Below are 17264 nucleotides of genomic sequence, written 5' to 3'. Positions count from 1 at the left end.
TAAGCCGGTATATCGGGGGGTATTCATGCGGGGTCGTACGCGGTCGCTACGGGGATTGATCCCCGGTGCGGTCGCGGGCGGAGTCCTCGCCCTCGGCTGGGTGGCGCTGTCGATCGCATTCGGATCCGGATCCGCCCAGGCCGCAGAGACGGTCCCGCCGTCCCCGCCGAGCATCCTCGGGACGCTGCAGAGCACGGTCGGTGCCCTGCAGACCTCGATCGCCGAGGCGCCGGCCACCGTGCAGAGCACGCTCTCGGCCGTGCAGGCGACGGTCGCCGAGGTGCTCCCGGCACCGGCCGCCGTCGAAGCAGCGGTCCCCGCACCCGCCGCGGCATCTGCGGCTGCGACGCCCGCGACCGACGCTTCCTCCGCAGACGCTCCCGTCGCCGCTGCGACATCGCCCTCCACCGACGCGGAGGAGCCCGCGGGCCCGCTCGCCGCTCCGCTCGTCGGCGCGATCGCCCCGGTCGTGCAGGGCGTGAGCCAGACCGCCGGCGCTGCGATCGGTGCCGTCACGACCACCACCGCCACCATCGCCCCGGCCCTGAGCCCTGTGCTCGCGCCCGTCGACGCGCTGCTGCGCCGCGTGCCCGCGACCATCGACACCGTGACCGCTGCGCTTCCGGGGATCGCCGCATCGGTCGACGACACCGTCGGCACCGTGACTAAGACGGTGCGCGGTGCGACCTCCGTCGTGCCGCTGCCGCCGACCTCCGTTCCCGGGCCGCGCCCCGGCGCGCCCGGACTCCACGGTCCGGCGGATCCTGTCGCTGCGGCGTCTTCCCCGGCCACCACAGCCACGTCGGTACGCGATGAGGCGCAGCTGCCCCTGCCCGCGACGGACGACGGCATCGGCGCGGGCGCGCTCTCCGCGCCCGCAGCGACAGCCCCCGGAACGCCGGCGCAGCACCACCCGTCGGGATCCCCTGCCTCCCAGCTCGGAATGCCCGGCACCGGCTCCGCCGCGGGTGGCAGCGCCGGTGATGTGCGGCTGTTCGGCACCGTCTCCTCCACGTCGTCGAGCGCCGGCCTGCAGGCCGTCCGCTCCGGAGCGGCGGGCGACGATCGCCTGCCTGCCTCCCCCGTCGCAGATCACGACTCCTCTCCCGACTGATCGGGGCGCAGCCGTCCCCCAGGACGGCATGTGTCATCGCGCATGCGCGCACTCCCCAGATCAGAAGGAAAGAGACCATGAATCGCATCGTCAAGCGCGCCCTCTGGGGCACGCTCCTCGCGGGCGGGATCACTCTCGCCGGCGCGACGGCGGCCAATGCCGCAGAGGCGCCCCCCAGCGGCGCCGACTGCGGCTGCGACGTCGTCAAAAGCGCTCTCACGACAGTCACGAATCTGCTGACCGGTCCCTGCGACCCGTCGCAGGGAGGCGGCGCCGACGGTACCGGCGGCCTCCCCGCGGTCACGCAGGACGTCTCCCACCTCGTCACGGACACCCTCGGCACGATCGCCCCTGCGGCGCCTTCGCCCGGCGGATCCGGTGACGGCGCGGGGAACCCCGGTGGCTCCGGCCCGGGTTCCACCCCCGGCGGCACGGACACGGGAGGATCCGTGCCGGGCGGGACGGACACGGGCGGAGCCACCCCTGGCGGATCCGATTCCGGCGGCGGAGACCCCGGCGACGGAGGAACAGGCGGAGGCGCGGTTCCCGTTCCGGGCGTCGTGACGCTTCCGGTTCCCGGAGTCGGCACCGTGCACGCCGGGGTCACCCCCGACGGGCTCGACGTGGGCAAGAACCTGAACGTCCTCGGCGTGAAAGACGTCTGGGATCTCACCGCGGGCCCGAACGGCGTCGCGACGAACGACCGCATCGGCACGGACAGCACCAACGTCTTCGTCGATGCGGCCGTTCCCACCACCGGAACCACGGCACCGCATGCCACCGTCACCCTGCCGAAGCTCGACGGGATCACCGGCGGCCTTCCGGGTCTCCCTTCCGTTCCGGGCCTTCCTTCGGTCCCGGGCCTTCCCGGCACCGGCGGCACCCCGGGCAACGGCGGTTCGCTGCCGGGGCTTCCGTCCCTGCCCATCGGCGACCTCAACGGCACGCTGGGCGGCCTGACCGGATCTCTCGGCGGTCTGACCGGCGGCCTTCCCGGACTGCCCTCGGTTCCGGGTCTTCCCGGCGTTCCGGGCCTTCCCGGCACCGGCGGCACCCCTGGCGTGATCACCGTTCCCGTTCCCGGGGTCGGCACTGTTCACGCCGGCACCACCCCTGACGGACTGAACGTCGGAAAGAACCTCAACATCCTCGGAGTCAAGGACGTCTGGGATCTGACCGCCGGCCGCAACGGCATCTCCACCACGGATCGCATCGGCACCGACGCCACGAACGTCTCCGTCGACGCGACGGTTCCGACCACCGGAACCACCGCACCCCACGCATCCGTGACGCTGCCGAACCTCGGCGGGATCACCGGCGGGCTTCCGGGTCTCCCCTCCATTCCGGGCCTGCCCGGCACGGGCGGGCTTCCCGGCACCGGCGGCACCCTCCCGGGCCTGCCGAACCTCGGCGGCGTCCTCGGTGGGATCACCGGATCCCTCCCCGGCCTGTCCTCCGTTCCGGACCTGCCGGGCACGGGCGGTACGCCTGGTGTGATCACGGTCCCGATCCCCGGGATCGGCACTGTTCACGCCGGCGCCACCCCTGACGGGCTGAACGTCGGAAAGAACCTCAACGTCCTCGGAGTGAAGGACGTCTGGGATCTGACCGCCGGCCCCCACGGGGTCGCGACGAACGACCTCATCGGCACCGACAGCACCAACGTCGACGTCGACGCAGCCGTCCCGACCACGGGAACCACCGCGCCGCACGCGACGGTAGTCCTGCCGAACCTCGGCGGAATCACGGGCGGGCTCTCGGGTCTGCCCTCCGTTCCGGGCCTTCCTTCGATCCCGGGCCTCCCGGGAACGGGCGGCACCCCGGGCAACGGCGGAACCCTCCCGGGCCTGCCGAACCTCGATGGAGTCCTCGGCGGGGTCACCGGATCCCTCCCCGGCCTGCCTTCGATTCCGGGCCTTCCCGGCACCGGTGGCACGCCGGGCGCGCCCGGTGTCGTGACTGTTCCGATCCCCGGGGTCGGCACCGTTCACGCTGGCACCACCCCTGACGGGTTCAACGTCGGAAAGAACCTGAACGTCCTCGGCGTCAAGGACGTCTGGGACCTGACCGCCGGCCCCCAGGGCGTCTCCACCACGGATCGCATCGGCACCGACGCCACGAACGTCTCCGTCGACGCAGCGGTTCCGACCACCGGAACCACCGCACCCCACGCATCCGTGACGCTGCCGAACCTCGGCGGGATCACGGGCGGGCTTCCAGGCCTGCCCTCCGTTCCCGGGCTTCCCGGCACCGGCGGCACCCCGGGTAACGGCGGAGCCATCCCGGGCCTGCCGGGCCTGCCGAACCTCGGAGGGATCCTGGGCGGGATCACCGGCAACCTGCCGGGCCTGCCCACCACCCCCGGCCTCCCCGGCAGCGGCACTCCCGGCAGCGGCGGTTCGCTCCCGGGTCTGCCGAACCTCGGCGGCATCCTCGGCGGTCTGACCGGCAACCTGCCCGGTCTGCCCGCCCTCCCCGGCCTGCCCTCGATCCTGGGCCTGCCCGGAACCGGCGGCACTTCGGGCAACGGCGGAGCCCTTCCGGGTCTGCCGTCCCTGCCCATCGGCAGCGTCGGCGACCTCGTCGGCGGCGTCACCGGAACTATTCCGGCGGCGCTGACCGGCCTGATCGTTGGGACCTCCGGATCCCTTCCCGGCGTGATCGGCGGCCTGATCGGCGGGATCACCGGCTCGCTCCCCGGCCTGCCCACCGTTTCTGGAACCGGGACTCAGGGGACCCCTGGCACCGGAATCGGCACGCCCGGGACCGGCATCGGAGGAACGGCGCCGGGCGCCGGCAACGGCGGAATCCCGCTTGTGTCGCAGGTCACGCACGGCCTGAACCAGACGGCACGCACCCTGCGCGCCACCTCGACCGCGAAGCAGGGCACGCTCGCGCAGACCGGGTTCTACGACCCGTTCCTGCTCGTCTCCGGCGTGCTGCTGCTCGCCGCGGGCGCTGCGACGAGGTTCTTCGAGCGTCGCTGAACCACAGGACGGAGGGTCGCCTTCTTCGGGGGCGGCCCTCCGTCTCTTCCTCTTCGACGGACCAAGGGGCATAGGTTAGGCTTACCTACCTACCCGTTCCCTTCTCCGAGGAGATCCATGCCCTCCCTCCGCCTGCGCCGTGGCGCGGCCGTCCTCAGCCTCCTGACCGCCGGGGCCCTCGCCTTGACCGCGTGCTCGACCGGGTCCGCGCCCGGCGCGACCGGAACCGGATCCTCCGACGGTGCCTTCCCGGCGACCGTCGAGCACGTCTACGGCAAGACCGTGATCGAGTCGGCTCCGAAGAACGTGGCGACGATCGGCTGGGGCAGCTTCGACGCGGCCATCGCGCTGGGCACCATCCCCGTCACGATCCCGAAGGCGACCTTCGGCGACCCGGACGGCGACGGTTACCTGGAGTGGACGAAGAACGCGATCGACGCCGACAAGGCGAAGCTGCCGCCGCTGCACGACGAGACGGACGGGATCCCCTACGAGAAGATCGCCGACACCTCGCCGGATCTGATCCTGGGCGCGAACTCCGGCCTCACGAAGCAGGAGTACGACACGCTCACCAAGATCGCTCCCACGGTCGCCTACCCCGGCGCCCCCTGGGGCACCTCGTGGCGTGACTCGACCACCATGGTGGGCATGACGCTCGGCAAGTCCGCCGAGGCGAAGACGCTGATCGCCGACACCGAGAAGTCCATGGCGACCGAGATGGCCAAGTACCCGGCCGCCAAGGGCAAGACCGGCATGGTCATGTGGGTGGACGCGAAGGATCTCGGCAAGGTGCAGTACTACGTGCCGAGCGACACGCGCGTGCAGTACCTGAACGACCTCGGCCTCGCCACCCCGAAGTCCATCACCGACCTGTCCAAGAACGAGAAGGGCTTCGTCGGCACGATCTCGGCCGAGCAGGCCGACAAGCTCGACGCCGACGTCGCGGTCGTCTACGTGCAGGGCGGCGACCTGTCGACCCTCCAGAACGACCCGCTGCTCAGCAAGATCCCCGCGGTGAAGAAGGGATCCGCAGTGCTCCTGAACGACGAGGCGCTGCTCATGGCCGTCTCCGCGCCCACCGTGCTGTCGATCCCGTGGGCGCTTCCCGCCTACGCGAAGATGCTCGGCGAGGCCGCAGCCAAGGCCTGATGACCCTCGCCACCGCGCCGACGACGCCCGCGTCGGGCTCCGGTGCACGCCGCCGCGTGCGCCTGAGCCCGGGGTGGGCGATCGTCGTGTGCCTGGGCGCGATGCTCGCCGCGGCCGCGCTCTCCCTCGCCCTCGGCGCGCGGACCGTGCCGCTCGACGCCGTGTGGGGCGCTTTCCTGAGCCCGGACGGATCCACGGATCAGGCGGCGGTGCTCTCGCGGGTGCCCACGACGATCACCGGACTGCTCGTGGGCGCGGCGCTCGGCATGGGCGGCGCCGTCATGCAGGGCATGGCCCGCAATCCGCTCGCGGATCCCGGCCTGCTCGGCGTGAACGCCGGGGCGTCGCTGTTCGTGGTGCTGGGCATGACGCTGTTCGGGTGGCAGGCGCCGCTCGTGATCGTGTGGTGCGCCCTGGCCGGAGCGGCCGTGGCGGTCGTCATCGGCTACGGCGCCGCGGCGGCGAGCCCCGGAGGCGCGACCCCGGTGACGCTCGCTCTGGCGGGTGCGGCGGTCGCCGCGATCGCGACGGCCGTCATCACCGGGATCCTCATCGTCGACGAATCGACGCTGGAGAGCTTCCGGTTCTGGCAGGTCGGATCCCTGACCGCCGCATCGTTCTCCTCGCTCGCGCAGCTGGGCGGCTTCCTCGCCCTCGGGGCCGTGCTCGCGGTCGCCTGCTCCGGTCGCCTGAACGCACTCGCGCTCGGCGACGACGTCGCCCGCGGGCTGGGCGTGCGGGTCGGCGCCTCCCGCCTCACCGCGGTGCTCGCGGTCGTGCTGCTGTGCGGCACGGCGACGGCGCTCGCAGGACCGATCGGCTTCGTCGGACTGGCCGTGCCGCACGCGGTGCGGTTCCTCGTCGGCGCGGACTACCGCTGGATCGTGGCGCTGTCCGCCGTGGCGGGAGCCACGTTCCTGCTCGTCTGCGACGTGATCGGCCGGATCCTCGCGCGCCCGGGCGTGCTCGAGGTGGGCATCGTGACGGGCGTCATCGGAGCCCCGGTCTTCATCGCGCTGCTGCGCCGGCGGAAGTCGGTCGGACTGTGACCGCGCTCGACACCGCACGCCCTACCGCCGCATCCGCGTCTGCAGATCGGCTCCGCGCCGCCCGACGCCGTCGCACGGCCCGCGACACCGCGCTCATCGCGGTGCTCGCCGTCGCCACGGTCGTCCTGTTCGGGGCGGCTCTCGTGTTCGGCGCGAAGACCCTCGCCCTGCCTGACGTGCTGCGCGCTCTCGGGGGCCAGACCGTGCCGGGCGTGACCTTCGCCGTGGTCGAGCTGCGCCTTCCTCGCGCGGTCGGCGCACTGCTGGCCGGCGCCGCGTTCGGCCTCGGCGGGATGCTGTTCCAGACCCTGCTGCGCAACGTCCTCGCGAGCCCCGACGTGATCGGCATCAGCACAGGATCCAGCGCCGCGGCGATCACCGCGATCTCGTTCTTCGGCGCCTCGGGACTCGTCGTCTCGGGGGCCGCCATCGCCGGCGGGCTCGTGACCGCCCTCCTGATCTGGGTCCTCGCCTATCGACGAGGCCTCTCCGGTCTGCGCTTCGTCCTCGTCGGCATCGGCGTCGCCGCGGCGCTGCAGGCCGTGATCAGCTACGTCCTCACCCGCTCCGACGTCAAGGCGGCGGAGCAGGCGACCGTGTGGATGGCCGGATCCCTCAGCCGCAGTCTCTGGGATCAGCTCGGGCCGACCGCGCCCGCGCTCCTGGCGCTGCTCGTGATCGCGCTGCTGGCGGCGCGCACGCTGCCGGTTCTCCGCCTCGGCGACGACTCCGCCACCGCGCTGGGTGCACGTCCGCAGCGCTCGCGGATCCTGCTGATCCTGTGCGCGGTGCTGCTCATCGCCGTCGCCACCTCGCTGACCGGGCCGATCTCGTTCGTCGCGTTCCTCGCCGGTCCGATCGCCCTGCGCCTCGTCCGGCGCGATGCAGCCCTCCCCCTGGTCTCCGCGCTCCTCGGCGCGATCATCGTGCTCGCCGGCGATGCGGTCGGGCAGCACCTGTTCCCGATCACGCTGCCCGTCGGCGTGATCACCGGCGCGATCGGCGCACCGTTCCTGCTGTGGCTCCTGATGAGAGGACGCACGCGCGCATGAGCTCGCACACCCTCGAAGCGACCGACCTGACCGTCGGCTACGACGGCGATCCCGTCATCGAAGGCCTGGATCTGGCCCTGCCGGGCTCCGGGATCACGATGATCGTCGGCGGCAACGGCTGCGGCAAGTCGACCCTGCTGCGCACGCTCGCGCGGCTGCTGAAGCCGCGCAGCGGATCCGTGCTGCTGGACGGATCCGCGATCGCGCACCTGCCCACCAAGGAGGTCGCTCGCATCGTGGGTCTGCTACCCCAGGCGCCGGTCGCGCCGGACGGCATCAGCGTCGCCGACCTCGTCGACCGCGGCCGCACGCCGCACCGCGGCTGGCTGGGCGGGCGCGACCACCGCGACGACGAGGTGGTCGCGGATGCGCTGCAGGTGACCGGCATGGCGGAGTTCGCCGAGCGCTCGATCGACGAGCTCTCGGGCGGTCAGCGGCAGCGCGCCTGGGTCGCGATGGCGCTCGCGCAGGAGCCCGACATCCTGCTGCTCGACGAGCCCACGACCTACCTCGATCTCGCACACCAGGTCGAGCTGCTGCAGCTGCTCGTGCGACTCTCGCGCGAGCGGGGGACCCAGGTCGTCGTCGTCATGCACGAGCTCAATCTCGCGACCCGCTATGCCGACCATCTGGTCGCCATGCGCGACGGCCGCATCGTCGCCGAAGGCGCTCCCGCCGACGTCGTCACGGTCGAGCTGCTCCGCGAGGTGTTCGACCTGGAGGCCGTCGTGATCCCGGATCCGGTCGCCGGCACGCCGATGATCGTGCCGGTGGACGTGCACCGGGACTGACCGCGCGTCGCGCCTAGGATCGTGGCATGGGCACCGCGGACGTCGAGATCAAGGGGCGGCCCGTCGATGCGCAGACCCGCTGCGTGCACTACCGCACCGACCTCGACGTCGTCGCGATCCGGTTCGCCTGCTGCGGCGAGTACTACCCCTGCCACCTCTGCCACGAGGAGACGGCCGGCCACCCGGCCCGGCCGTGGCCGTCCGCCGAACAGGACGCGAGGGCCGTGCTGTGCGGCGTCTGCCGCCACGAGCTCGAGATCCGCGAGTACCTCGGTGTGACCGCCTGCCCGCGGTGCGCCGCCTCGTTCAATCCACGCTGCGCCCTGCACGCCGACCTGTACTTCGAGGCCTCGCCGGACAGGACCTGAGGGGCGCCGCCACGGCCGCCGCATCCGGTTGTCAGCCTTTCAGCCCGGAGTGGGCCAGCCCCTCGACGAACTGCCGCTGTGCGATCAGGAACACCACCAGCACGGGCACCACGGTCATGGTCGCAGCGGCCAGCTGAGTGTTCCACATCTCGCCGCCGTACGCGTCGGTGTAGCGGGTCAGCGCCTGCGGCAGCGTGAACAGATCCGGGGAGGTCAGATAGACGGTGGGCTCCAGATAGAGGTTCCAGGACGCCAGGAACGTGAGGATCGCGACGGCCGAGAGGGCGGGCTTCGCGAGCGGCAGGCAGATCCGCCACCAGATCGCCAGGCGGCCGAGTCCGTCCAGCCGCGCGGCCTCTTCCAGCTCGACGGGCAGGGCGATGAAGAACTGCCGCATGATGAAGGTCGCCAGTACGCACGGCGCGGCCAGCGCCGTGACGAGGATCAGCGGCCAATGGGTGTTGATCAGCCCCACGCTCTTGAACATCTGGAAGAGCGGGACGATCGTCACCTCACCCGGCACCAGCAGTCCGACGAGCACGATCAGGAAGAGCACGTTCTGCCCCGGGAATCGCACGCGCGCGAAGGCGTAGCCGGCGAGGCTCGACACCAGCAGCACGATGAGCGTCACGACGACGGCGATGTAGACGCTGTTGCCGTACTGGCGGGCGAAGGGCTGGAAGCCGAACGCCTGCACGTACGCATCCCAGGTCGGCGTAGCGGTGAAGATCGAGGGCGGCGCGGCGAAGATCTGGTTGAGCGGTTTGAACGAGGAAGCGATCATCCAGATCGTCGGCACCACGAACGGCAGCGCCAGAATTCCGAGGGCGACGTAGAGCACGATCCGGCGGAGGATCCGGCCACGAGAGGACCGAGTCCGCGCGATCGGCGACGCCTGCACACGGATCCTCGCCGGCGCGTCGGTGAGCGTCTCAGTGCTCATAGAAGACCCATTTCCTTCGGAGCTGCCACTGCAGCACGGTGAGCAGCATGACGAACGTGAGCAGCATCAGTGCGAGGGTCGAGCCGTAGCCGATGTTGTTGAACGTGAACGCCTGCTGGAAGACGTAGTAGACGAGCACCGTCGTGGAGAGCGCGGGACCGCCCTCTGTCAGCACGGCGATCTGCGCGAACGCCTGCAGCGCGCCGACGATCGTGATGATGCTCGTGAGCAGCAGGGTCGGGGAGATGAGAGGCAGCGTGATGCTCGTGAAGATCGTGCGGTTGCCGGCGCCGTCGATGCGCGCGGCCTCGTACAGCTCGCCCGGCACGCCCTGCAGGGCGGACAGGAACAGGACCATGTTCACGCCGACGCTGCGGATGACCTGGGTCACGATGACGGCCGCCATCGCCGTCGGCCCCTCCTGCAGCCAATTCGGTCCGTGGATCCCGAGCTGCGCAAGCAGTGCGTTGATCCCTCCGTTGTCCTGGAGGAGGAAGCCCCAGACCAGGGTCCAGGCGACGACCGAGATCACCACCGGGGAGAAGAACAGGGTGCGGAAGAAGGTGACCCCGCGGAAGCGTCGGTTGAGCATCACGGCCAGGCCGAGCCCGAGTCCGATGTTGAGCACGACCACGCCGAAGGAGAACACCACGGTGGCGCCCAGCACGCTCGGCAGCTGCGGATCCGCGGCGAGCGCGGCGTAGTTCGCCCCGCCCACGAAGCTGAGCTGTCCGGTGAAGATGTTCCACTTGTTCAGGCTGTAGAAGATCGCGAGGCCCACCGGGATCAGCACGAAGAGCACGACGCCGATCACCTGCGGCGCGGTGAAGAGGTATCCGGCGGCCGCGTCCCGGCGTCGCATCGTCCAGAACCTCCTGCGGCGCGCGAACACGGGACGCGGTCCGGCCGAGGCCGGGGAAGCGCCGGAGCGCGCCTCCCCGACGACGGGGCCCGCGGCGGTCATCGTCCGCCCGCGAGGAGCGGGGTGATCGCGGAGCAGACCGACGTCAGCACCTTCTTCACGTCCGCGTCCGGCCTCCACATCGCATCCAGGGCGGTCTTGCCCTTCTGCGCGATCTCGGCGGGGCTGGTGTGGTTGGGCAGGGTGACCGCCCCGGCGACCTGATCGACGACCACGGTCTGCAGCTGCTCGGCGGTGAGCTTCTTGTTGTTCGCCGCGAGCTTCTCGCCGGTCAGCAGCGAGGTGCGCGCCGACGGGAAGAATTGCGAGAGTTTGGCGCTGTTCTCCGGCCCGGTGAGATAGGCGAGGAAGGAGCTCGCCTCCTGCGGGTGTGCACTCGTGCGCAGGACGCCCACGCCGGCCTGCCCGATCACCGAGTAGGGTCCGGCAGGGCCGGCCGGCAGAGGGAGGACCTCGTATCCGAAGTCCCCGGTGAGGAGCGAGGCCCGGGAGACCTGGGCGACCGTGAAGGCCGAGTCACCGGCGAAGAAGTCGGCCTTGGTCCCGGGCCCGGGCATGGCGGAGTCCTTGAAGACGGCGTCGTGCAGGAAGGTGAACGCGTCGACCATCTTGCTGTCGTCGAAGGTGCACTTCGTGCCGTCGGCGTTCCACGCGCTCGCCCCCCAGCCGGTCCAGACCGTGGCGAGGGTGTTCCACGCGGAGAAGTCGAAGTCGCGGATGACGAACCCCGCCTTCCCCGTCGCCGTGTTCACGGCCGCCCCCGCTTTCGACACCTCGTCCCAGGTCAGCCCAGAGGAGGGCAGCGACTGGCCCGCGGCGGCGAGGAGGTCCTTATTGACGTAGAGCGCGTAAGGCGAGTTCGAGAACGGGTACGCGTAGAGCTGCCCGTCCTTGGAGAACTCCGCAGTCGCACTGGGGAGCAGATCGTCGTACCCCCATCCCTTGGTCTCCTTCAGCACGGGGGTGAGCGGGAGGAGGGCGTCGGAGGCGATCAGATCCTTGGACAGATCCCCCATCCAGGCGAGATCGGGAGCGTTGCCGCCGGCAATCTGCGTGGTCAGGGTCGTGTTGTAGTCGGCGAACGGGAGGCTGTCGAAGGTGATCGACCTGATCTCGGGATGCGTGGCCTTGTAGTCGTCGGCGATCGAGGCGAACAACGCGAGCTGCGCCTCGTTCGAGGTCCACACCGTCATCCGGAGAGCCACGCTGTCCGGGGCGGCGGTGGTGGGTGCGGGGGTGCTCGGGGTGGCGCTGCATCCGGTGATCGCGACGATCGCGGCCGTCGCCAGGGCAGCAGCGCCGACCAGCTTCTTTGCTGTGTTCATGGGGGGCTTTCTTGATAGGAGGGGCTCGCTAGTAGCCGAGGATCTCCGGCCAGTGGAGTTCGATGCCCGACTCGACGAGCCGGTTCTGGAACCGCTGTCGCAGTTCCTGGTCCGAGAGCACGTGTCTCGGAAGCGTGGATTCGTCGATGCAGAAGCTCGCGAGTTCGCCCGCGGACTCCCCGATGTTCCACTCGACGGGATGGAGCCGATAGGCCCCGTTGGTGATGTGGGTCGTGCCGATGTTCTTCGCGGCGGGGATGAGGTTGCGCGTCTCTACCGGCACGAGCGCTCCGAGCGGGATCTCGAACGGCGCGCATTCGACGTCGATGTAGTTGTCGCCGCCGGTCGAGGGATGCAGATCGATCCGGTACATGCCGATCCCGACGGAGTCGTCGAACGTCGCCGGCCCGGCGTGCCCGCGGTGGGAGACCGAGATGTCCTGCTCGACCACGGTGGTGATCGCCCTGATGCGCCGGGACTCCCGGATGTACGGGGCCTGCGCGAATCCGTCGGCGGTGCCCGTCTGGTCGCCCCTGGGGCGGAGCCCGGGCCAGCCCGTGCCGCCGTCCGGACGCGGCGCCTCGGTCTGCAGCCAGTACAGGTAGGAGCGGGACAGCTCCTTGGCTGCCGCGCGATGGGTCTCGGCGTCCGGATCGTCGATGATCGACCCGTCCAGGTAGTCCAGCATCGGCCAGTTGGCCACCACGATGTCGCTCTCGTATGCGCCGGGCTGGAAGTTCTGACGGGCGATGATCCGGCGGAACTCCCACAGGTCGAGGTCGCCGGGATCCTGCCGAGGGTCCTCCCCGGCACCCGTGCCGTAGGGCGGGTTGACGTGAAAGGTGCGGGATTCCGGCTCGAGCGTGCGCGGTTGCGGCGCGGTGAAGGAGAGCAGACGGTCGCCCCAGAATGCCGGGGCGTACTCGCGCCAGTAGTCGTAGGCCGCCGGTCGCTCGATCGTGAAGTCGGCACCCTCGATGTGGTCGAAGACGAAGCACCAGGAGATCGACTGGACGTTGCCGGGATCCGCGTCCTCCGGGGCGCTCGGCTCGCCCGTCTCGGCGCGCGACTCGACCCCAAGGACGAAGTCGGTGCCGGTGAGCGGGAGGAGCTCGCCGGTCTCGGTGGCGTCGAGGATGAACGGCGCCTCGACCTGCACCTCCGTGCCGTCCTCGGCCTGGCGCAGGATCACGGACGAGACGAGGTGCTCGGCCACCGCTGCCGACGTCGGCAGGTAGGGCTGGAGGATCGTGAGCCGACCGCTGGACAGGTGAGGGGCCAGCTGCTGCGCGATCACCGCGACGGCCACCCGGGGCTCGTGGCAGAGCCGGCTCACGCGTCCGAGTCCGGGATTGAGCCGGGGGTCGCGGCGGGCGGCGTCGGTGAGCGGGTAGAAGGAGCGGTAGTGCGCGCGGATCCCCTCGCGGAGGGCCCGGTAGCGCGCGGTGACGCCGAACTGCTCGACCCAGATGTGCTCGTCGGGCGGCACCGCCTGGGAGGTGAGCTGGCCGCCCAGCCACGCATGCTCCTCCGACAGGATCACGCGCTTCCCGCGACCGAGGGCGGCGAGGGCGGCGGCGATGCCCCCGAGTCCGCCTCCTATGACGGCGACGTCCGCACGGAGGACCCTCATGCGTCCGCCCGACGCGCCACGAGCGTCTCGCCGAGCTCGAGGGAGCCGTTGAGAAGCCGCTGCCGGTCGATCGTCCCCGCGTCCTCGGGCGCCGCCGCGATCAGCTCGCGCAGCAGGCTCAGCGCCTCGAAGGCGATCCGCTGGCGCGGGGTGTGGAATCCGGACAGGCGCAGCCCGCCGATCGTGTGGCTCTGCACCTCACCGAGCGCCGCGAGCGAGATGTCGCCGGGCAGAGAGACGCCGAGACGCTCGAGAGAGAGTGCGAGATCTTCGGCGGCGAAGGCGTCTTCGGCGACCACGAGCGTGACACCGCTCTCGACGATCGTGCGCGCGGACGCCGCGAGGTCACCGCCGACGTCCGGCAGGGAGCGGAAGGACAGGGGCCCGGACTCTTCCGCCGCCTCGATCTCGGCGAGCCGATCGCGGGACGAGGGGGTGTCCCTGTCCCCGTGCACGTAGACGGCGGTCGTGTGCCCCAGTTCGGCGGCCCTCGCGATCAGATCCCGAGTGAGCGCGCGGTAGTCGATCCCGACGTACGGCACGGCTTCGGCCTCGTCGCGTCGTCCGACGGCGACGAAGGGGAAGCCCTCGCTGACCAGCCGGGCCAGCTCCTCGCCGTCCATGTGCTGGCCGAGCAGGATGCAGCCGTCGGCGAGACGCAGTCGCGTGTTGCGGTGGAAGAGCCGGCGCGACCCGTTCTCGACGGGTGAGCTCGTGAAGAAGAGGAGATCGCAGTCGTGCTGCTCGGCGGCCCGTTCGATCCCGTTGAGCAGCGGACCATAGAAGTCCATGCTCTCCGTGGTGAGCGCGGATTCGTAGGTGAAGACGCCGAGGATCTTGTTGTCGAGCCCCGCGAGCCTCCGCGCGGCGGGATCGGCCACGTACGTCGTCTGCTCGATCGCGCGTCGCACCCGCTCCCTGGTCGCCTCCGGGATCCGGACGTTCGTGCCGTCCCGATCGTTGAGCACGAGCGACACTGTCGTCTGGCTGACCCCGGCGATCCGCGCGATCTCCTTCTGGGTCGTCTTGCCCGTCTTCCCCGACATGCCGGTCCTCCGCGTCTGGTTGATAATGCCTATCACCAAGGCATGACCACGACGCTAATGCGTATCTTCAGGAAGCGCAACCCTTCTTGACATCGACATGAACGGGGGATCAGACTGAGGACCGTTCTGGCGCTAATGCGCATTATCGCGATCAAAGGAGATCCGGATGACGAACGGGAACGAAAGCACCGCGGGTTTCACCCGCCGAGGATTCCTCGGCGCGACCTTCGCGGCAGGAGCGCTGCTGGTCGCGGCGCAGAATCCGATCAGGGCGAATGCCGCAGCGGGCGACGTGACGCTCAGCGCGGACGGCGTGAGCATCGTGGCCAGCCCCGGAGGTCGCGTCGCGATCAGGGACGGCTCGGGCGTGATCCGCATGCAGGGCTCGAAGTTCCAGACCAAGGACACCGCCACCGGTATCCAGGTGTCCACGGGCGGCACCCCGGTGCTCGTGACACTGGCCGACGGCACCCCCGCGATCCGGATGGACTACACGATGCCCGCCGCCGCGGGCACGATCGCTGTCTACGGTCTCTTCTCGATCAGCACCCGGCACGTGCGACTCGAATGGCACGCCTCGGGATCCGGCGCCTTCATCCCGGACGGGTTCCTGTTCAGCCGCGCGATCCTCTCCGCGACCGAGCCGGACGGCTATGTCGCCCTCACCGAATGGAAGAGGGACACGGGCGGAGGAATCCCCTTCGAGGACGCGGTGGGCGTCGCGCACACTTCGGCCTGGGGCGCGCTGCACGGGCTGCTCATCCTCGATCGCTCCCGCCAGTCCTGGACGAACTCGACGTGGGTGCACGCGCCCGGCGCACTCCAGTCCGATGGCACCGTCGTGAGCCGGGCGGACTTCTTCTTCAGCGACAAGCGCCCCTCGGCGGTCGCATCGATCGGCACGGCGCAGGACCTCGGGATCGAGGTCTGGACGGACCGGCCGTTCGGACTGTGGGATTCCGCGGGGCAGCAGCTCACGGTCTCCGCGCAGGTCGCGAACGGCACCACGGCCGACCGGGCGGTCGACCTGGTGTGGTGGGCGCGCGACTTCGACGGGACGATCCTTGCGAGCCATACGGTGCCCGTCGTCGTGCCCGCCTCGGGAACGCTGGATCACAGTTTCACCCTGACAGCGCCGGGTTCCGGCTTCATCGTCACCGAGGTCGCGGCGGTCTCCGGCGGGACGGAGGCCTTCGCCCGCACCAACCTCGCCGCGATCCCGCCCCGCGACCATCCCGCGACCGCGACCAGCATGTTCGGGATGGCCAATTACCCCTGGCTCCAGGTCCCCACCGCGACGGCCGTGCTCGACCTCTGGCAGAGCATCGGAGTCGACCGGGTTCGCATCTCGTACGACGGCGGCCCCGGTCTGCCGCCGTCCGCGTTCGACGCGCGCGGCATGACGCACAACATCGAGTTGCAGCCGTCACTGACCGCGACGGCTGCGGAGGCCACGACCTGGGCAGCCACCAACACGGCGACCGCGGTGGCGGCCGGTGCCGAGTACTTCGAGGTCGGCAACGAGCTGAACCGCCCCTTCAACACGGGGACCGCCGCGCAGGCGTACGTCGACAAGGCGCTGCGCCCCGTCCACGATCGCGTCGTCGCCACGGGGGCCTCACTCAAGCTCCTGAACAACGGGCTCGCGGGCATGGACGAGCCGTGGGTGCAGAACTTCCACGCGGCCGGCGGATGGGACCTCATCGACGGCATCGCGTTCCACCCCGGCCGGGGCAACTTCACGCCCGACTACGTTCCGCAGGATCCCGTGGACGCAGGCGCGAACGGCACGTACTGGAACTTCCTCGGCGGCCTCCGCAGGCTGAAGGCCCTCGTCGCGCAGTACGGGCCGAAGGAGATCTGGATGACAGAGGCGTACGCCTGCACCAAGCCCAACGCGTGGTGGTACGACACCTACCGGCACGCCGCGGAGAACGTGTTCCTGAGCCTCGCTCTCGCGAAGGCGGAAGGCGTCCGCTGCGTGTGCTGGTACCAGTTCCACGACAGCGTCCTCGGTAGTCCGCAGGTCGCCAACCCCGCGGACGCCGAGTACCACTACGGCCTCATGAACCGCGACACCAGCGCGAAGCCGTCCCTGCTCGCCTACGCGAACGCGGCACGCCTGCTCGACCGCGCCACCTTCGTCCGCTGGCTCGACTTCGCCGACGACCACAACAAGGGTCTGCTCTTCGACGCGCCGGATGGCGGGTTCGCCGTGCTGTGGAATCGCGCGGACGGCTACATCCTGAACGCCGATCACGACCCCGCGGGGAGCACCTTCCCCGCACCGGAGCTCTGGCTGGATCCGTGGCCGACCAAGACGACGCTCGTCGTCCCGGTCACGGGAACGAGCGTGACCCGGATCGACTGCATCGGACAGGAGACGGCCCTCGCCGCCGGCGCGGGGACCGTGGCCCTCACCCTCGACGGTGCACCCCGCATCTATCGTGGTCTCGACTGCAGCGGCACGCAGCTCGGCGCATGACAGGATCCGACCCACGATGAACCGGAGGCGATATGAGTCCCGCAACCGCTGAGCCGATCGAGCTCGAGCACGAGAAGCTTTTCCTGCGCCTCGATCGCGGCATCTTCGAGCTGTTCGAGTTCCCGCCGACGACCGACTTCCACTTCCGGACGCCGGTGCGCTGGCTCGCGGTCCAGTTCGATGCGCGCCGCGCCGACAGGTGCCGGCTGCGATTCGGCTTCGTGGAGGCGGACGACGTCCCGCTCTTCGGAACGCAGCCGGTGCCGTTCGTGTTCACGCACACGCCCTCCGCCGTGCTGCCGCAGGCAGCAGAGGGCGTGTTCCGCGAGTACTTCGCGCGCGTCGCCAAGGCGGCCGGTCGGCGGCTCGGCGCCTGACCGGCCGGCAGGCTCCGGCGGCG

14 protein-coding genes are annotated in these 17264 nt (G+C 70.6%); 9 read left to right on the top strand and 5 right to left on the bottom strand.

The window, feature by feature from the left end; translation table 11 throughout:
- Positions 1 to 55 precede the first annotated feature (55 nt).
- From ACIPY5_RS09775 to ACIPY5_RS09745, 7 genes are all read left to right on the top strand, one after another.
- The gene (locus ACIPY5_RS09775; protein WP_400969804.1) at positions 56 to 1114 is read left to right on the top strand and encodes a hypothetical protein; all 1059 of its coding nucleotides are present in this window, start codon (positions 56 to 58) and stop codon (positions 1112 to 1114) included.
- Between the two features lie 77 nt (positions 1115 to 1191).
- A complete protein-coding gene (locus ACIPY5_RS09770) occupies positions 1192 to 4101 on the top strand; it encodes a hypothetical protein (protein ID WP_400969801.1) in 2910 nt (969 codons plus the stop codon).
- A 117-nt stretch (positions 4102 to 4218) separates the two neighbouring features.
- On the top strand, positions 4219 to 5250 hold the full coding sequence (locus ACIPY5_RS09765) for an iron-siderophore ABC transporter substrate-binding protein (protein ID WP_400969798.1): 1032 nt from the start codon (positions 4219 to 4221) through the stop codon (positions 5248 to 5250).
- Positions 5250 to 6299: a FecCD family ABC transporter permease gene (locus ACIPY5_RS09760; RefSeq protein ID WP_400969795.1), complete on the top strand. Its 1050-nt coding sequence runs from the start codon at positions 5250 to 5252 to the stop codon at positions 6297 to 6299. The genes ACIPY5_RS09765 and ACIPY5_RS09760 overlap by 1 nt, the downstream gene beginning before the upstream one ends.
- A complete protein-coding gene (locus ACIPY5_RS09755) occupies positions 6296 to 7351 on the top strand; it encodes a FecCD family ABC transporter permease (RefSeq protein WP_400969792.1) in 1056 nt (351 codons plus the stop codon). Before ACIPY5_RS09760 ends, ACIPY5_RS09755 begins: the two co-directional genes overlap by 4 nt.
- Positions 7348 to 8142 carry an ABC transporter ATP-binding protein gene (locus tag ACIPY5_RS09750; RefSeq protein ID WP_400969789.1) on the top strand — a complete coding sequence of 265 codons (795 nt, stop codon included), beginning with the start codon at positions 7348 to 7350 and terminating at the stop codon, positions 8140 to 8142. Before ACIPY5_RS09755 ends, ACIPY5_RS09750 begins: the two co-directional genes overlap by 4 nt.
- Positions 8143 to 8168: 26 nt before the next feature.
- The gene (locus tag ACIPY5_RS09745) at positions 8169 to 8510 is read left to right on the top strand and encodes a CHY zinc finger protein (RefSeq protein ID WP_400969786.1); all 342 of its coding nucleotides are present in this window, start codon (positions 8169 to 8171) and stop codon (positions 8508 to 8510) included.
- Positions 8511 to 8541: 31 nt separating this feature from the next.
- On the opposite strand, the gene ACIPY5_RS09740 is transcribed toward ACIPY5_RS09745, so the two are convergent.
- From ACIPY5_RS09740 to ACIPY5_RS09720, 5 genes are all read right to left on the bottom strand, one after another.
- Complete coding sequence (locus ACIPY5_RS09740) at positions 8542 to 9453, bottom strand: carbohydrate ABC transporter permease (RefSeq protein ID WP_400969783.1); 912 nt, start codon at positions 9451 to 9453, stop codon at positions 8542 to 8544.
- A complete protein-coding gene (locus tag ACIPY5_RS09735) occupies positions 9443 to 10315 on the bottom strand; it encodes a carbohydrate ABC transporter permease (protein ID WP_400969780.1) in 873 nt (290 codons plus the stop codon). The genes ACIPY5_RS09740 and ACIPY5_RS09735 overlap by 11 nt, the downstream gene beginning before the upstream one ends.
- 98 nt (positions 10316 to 10413) lie before the next feature.
- Entirely contained in the window at positions 10414 to 11700 is a 1287-nt protein-coding gene (locus ACIPY5_RS09730; RefSeq protein WP_400969777.1) for an ABC transporter substrate-binding protein, read from the bottom strand.
- A gap of 28 nt (positions 11701 to 11728) precedes the next feature.
- The gene (locus tag ACIPY5_RS09725) at positions 11729 to 13333 is read right to left on the bottom strand and encodes an FAD-dependent oxidoreductase (RefSeq protein WP_400969774.1); all 1605 of its coding nucleotides are present in this window, start codon (positions 13331 to 13333) and stop codon (positions 11729 to 11731) included.
- The gene (locus tag ACIPY5_RS09720; protein WP_400969771.1) at positions 13330 to 14379 is read right to left on the bottom strand and encodes a LacI family DNA-binding transcriptional regulator; all 1050 of its coding nucleotides are present in this window, start codon (positions 14377 to 14379) and stop codon (positions 13330 to 13332) included. Before ACIPY5_RS09720 ends, ACIPY5_RS09725 begins: the two co-directional genes overlap by 4 nt.
- Before the next feature lie 166 nt (positions 14380 to 14545).
- Between ACIPY5_RS09720 and ACIPY5_RS09715 the strand changes: the two genes are divergently transcribed.
- Both ACIPY5_RS09715 and ACIPY5_RS09710 read left to right on the top strand, forming a co-directional pair.
- Positions 14546 to 16864, top strand: a complete 2319-nt coding sequence (locus tag ACIPY5_RS09715) for a hypothetical protein (RefSeq protein ID WP_400969769.1) — start codon at positions 14546 to 14548, stop codon at positions 16862 to 16864.
- Positions 16865 to 16896: 32 nt separating this feature from the next.
- Positions 16897 to 17241 (top strand): hypothetical protein, encoded by a 345-nt coding sequence (locus ACIPY5_RS09710; protein ID WP_400969767.1) that lies wholly within the window; start codon positions 16897 to 16899, stop codon positions 17239 to 17241.
- Positions 17242 to 17264 lie beyond the last annotated feature (23 nt).

The sequence above is a fragment of the Microbacterium sp. NPDC089698 genome (assembly GCF_044749045.1).
Taxonomy (GTDB): domain Bacteria; phylum Actinomycetota; class Actinomycetes; order Actinomycetales; family Microbacteriaceae; genus Microbacterium.
Note: the sequence above shows the minus strand (reverse complement) of the source record. Positions and strands in the feature narration are given on the sequence as shown.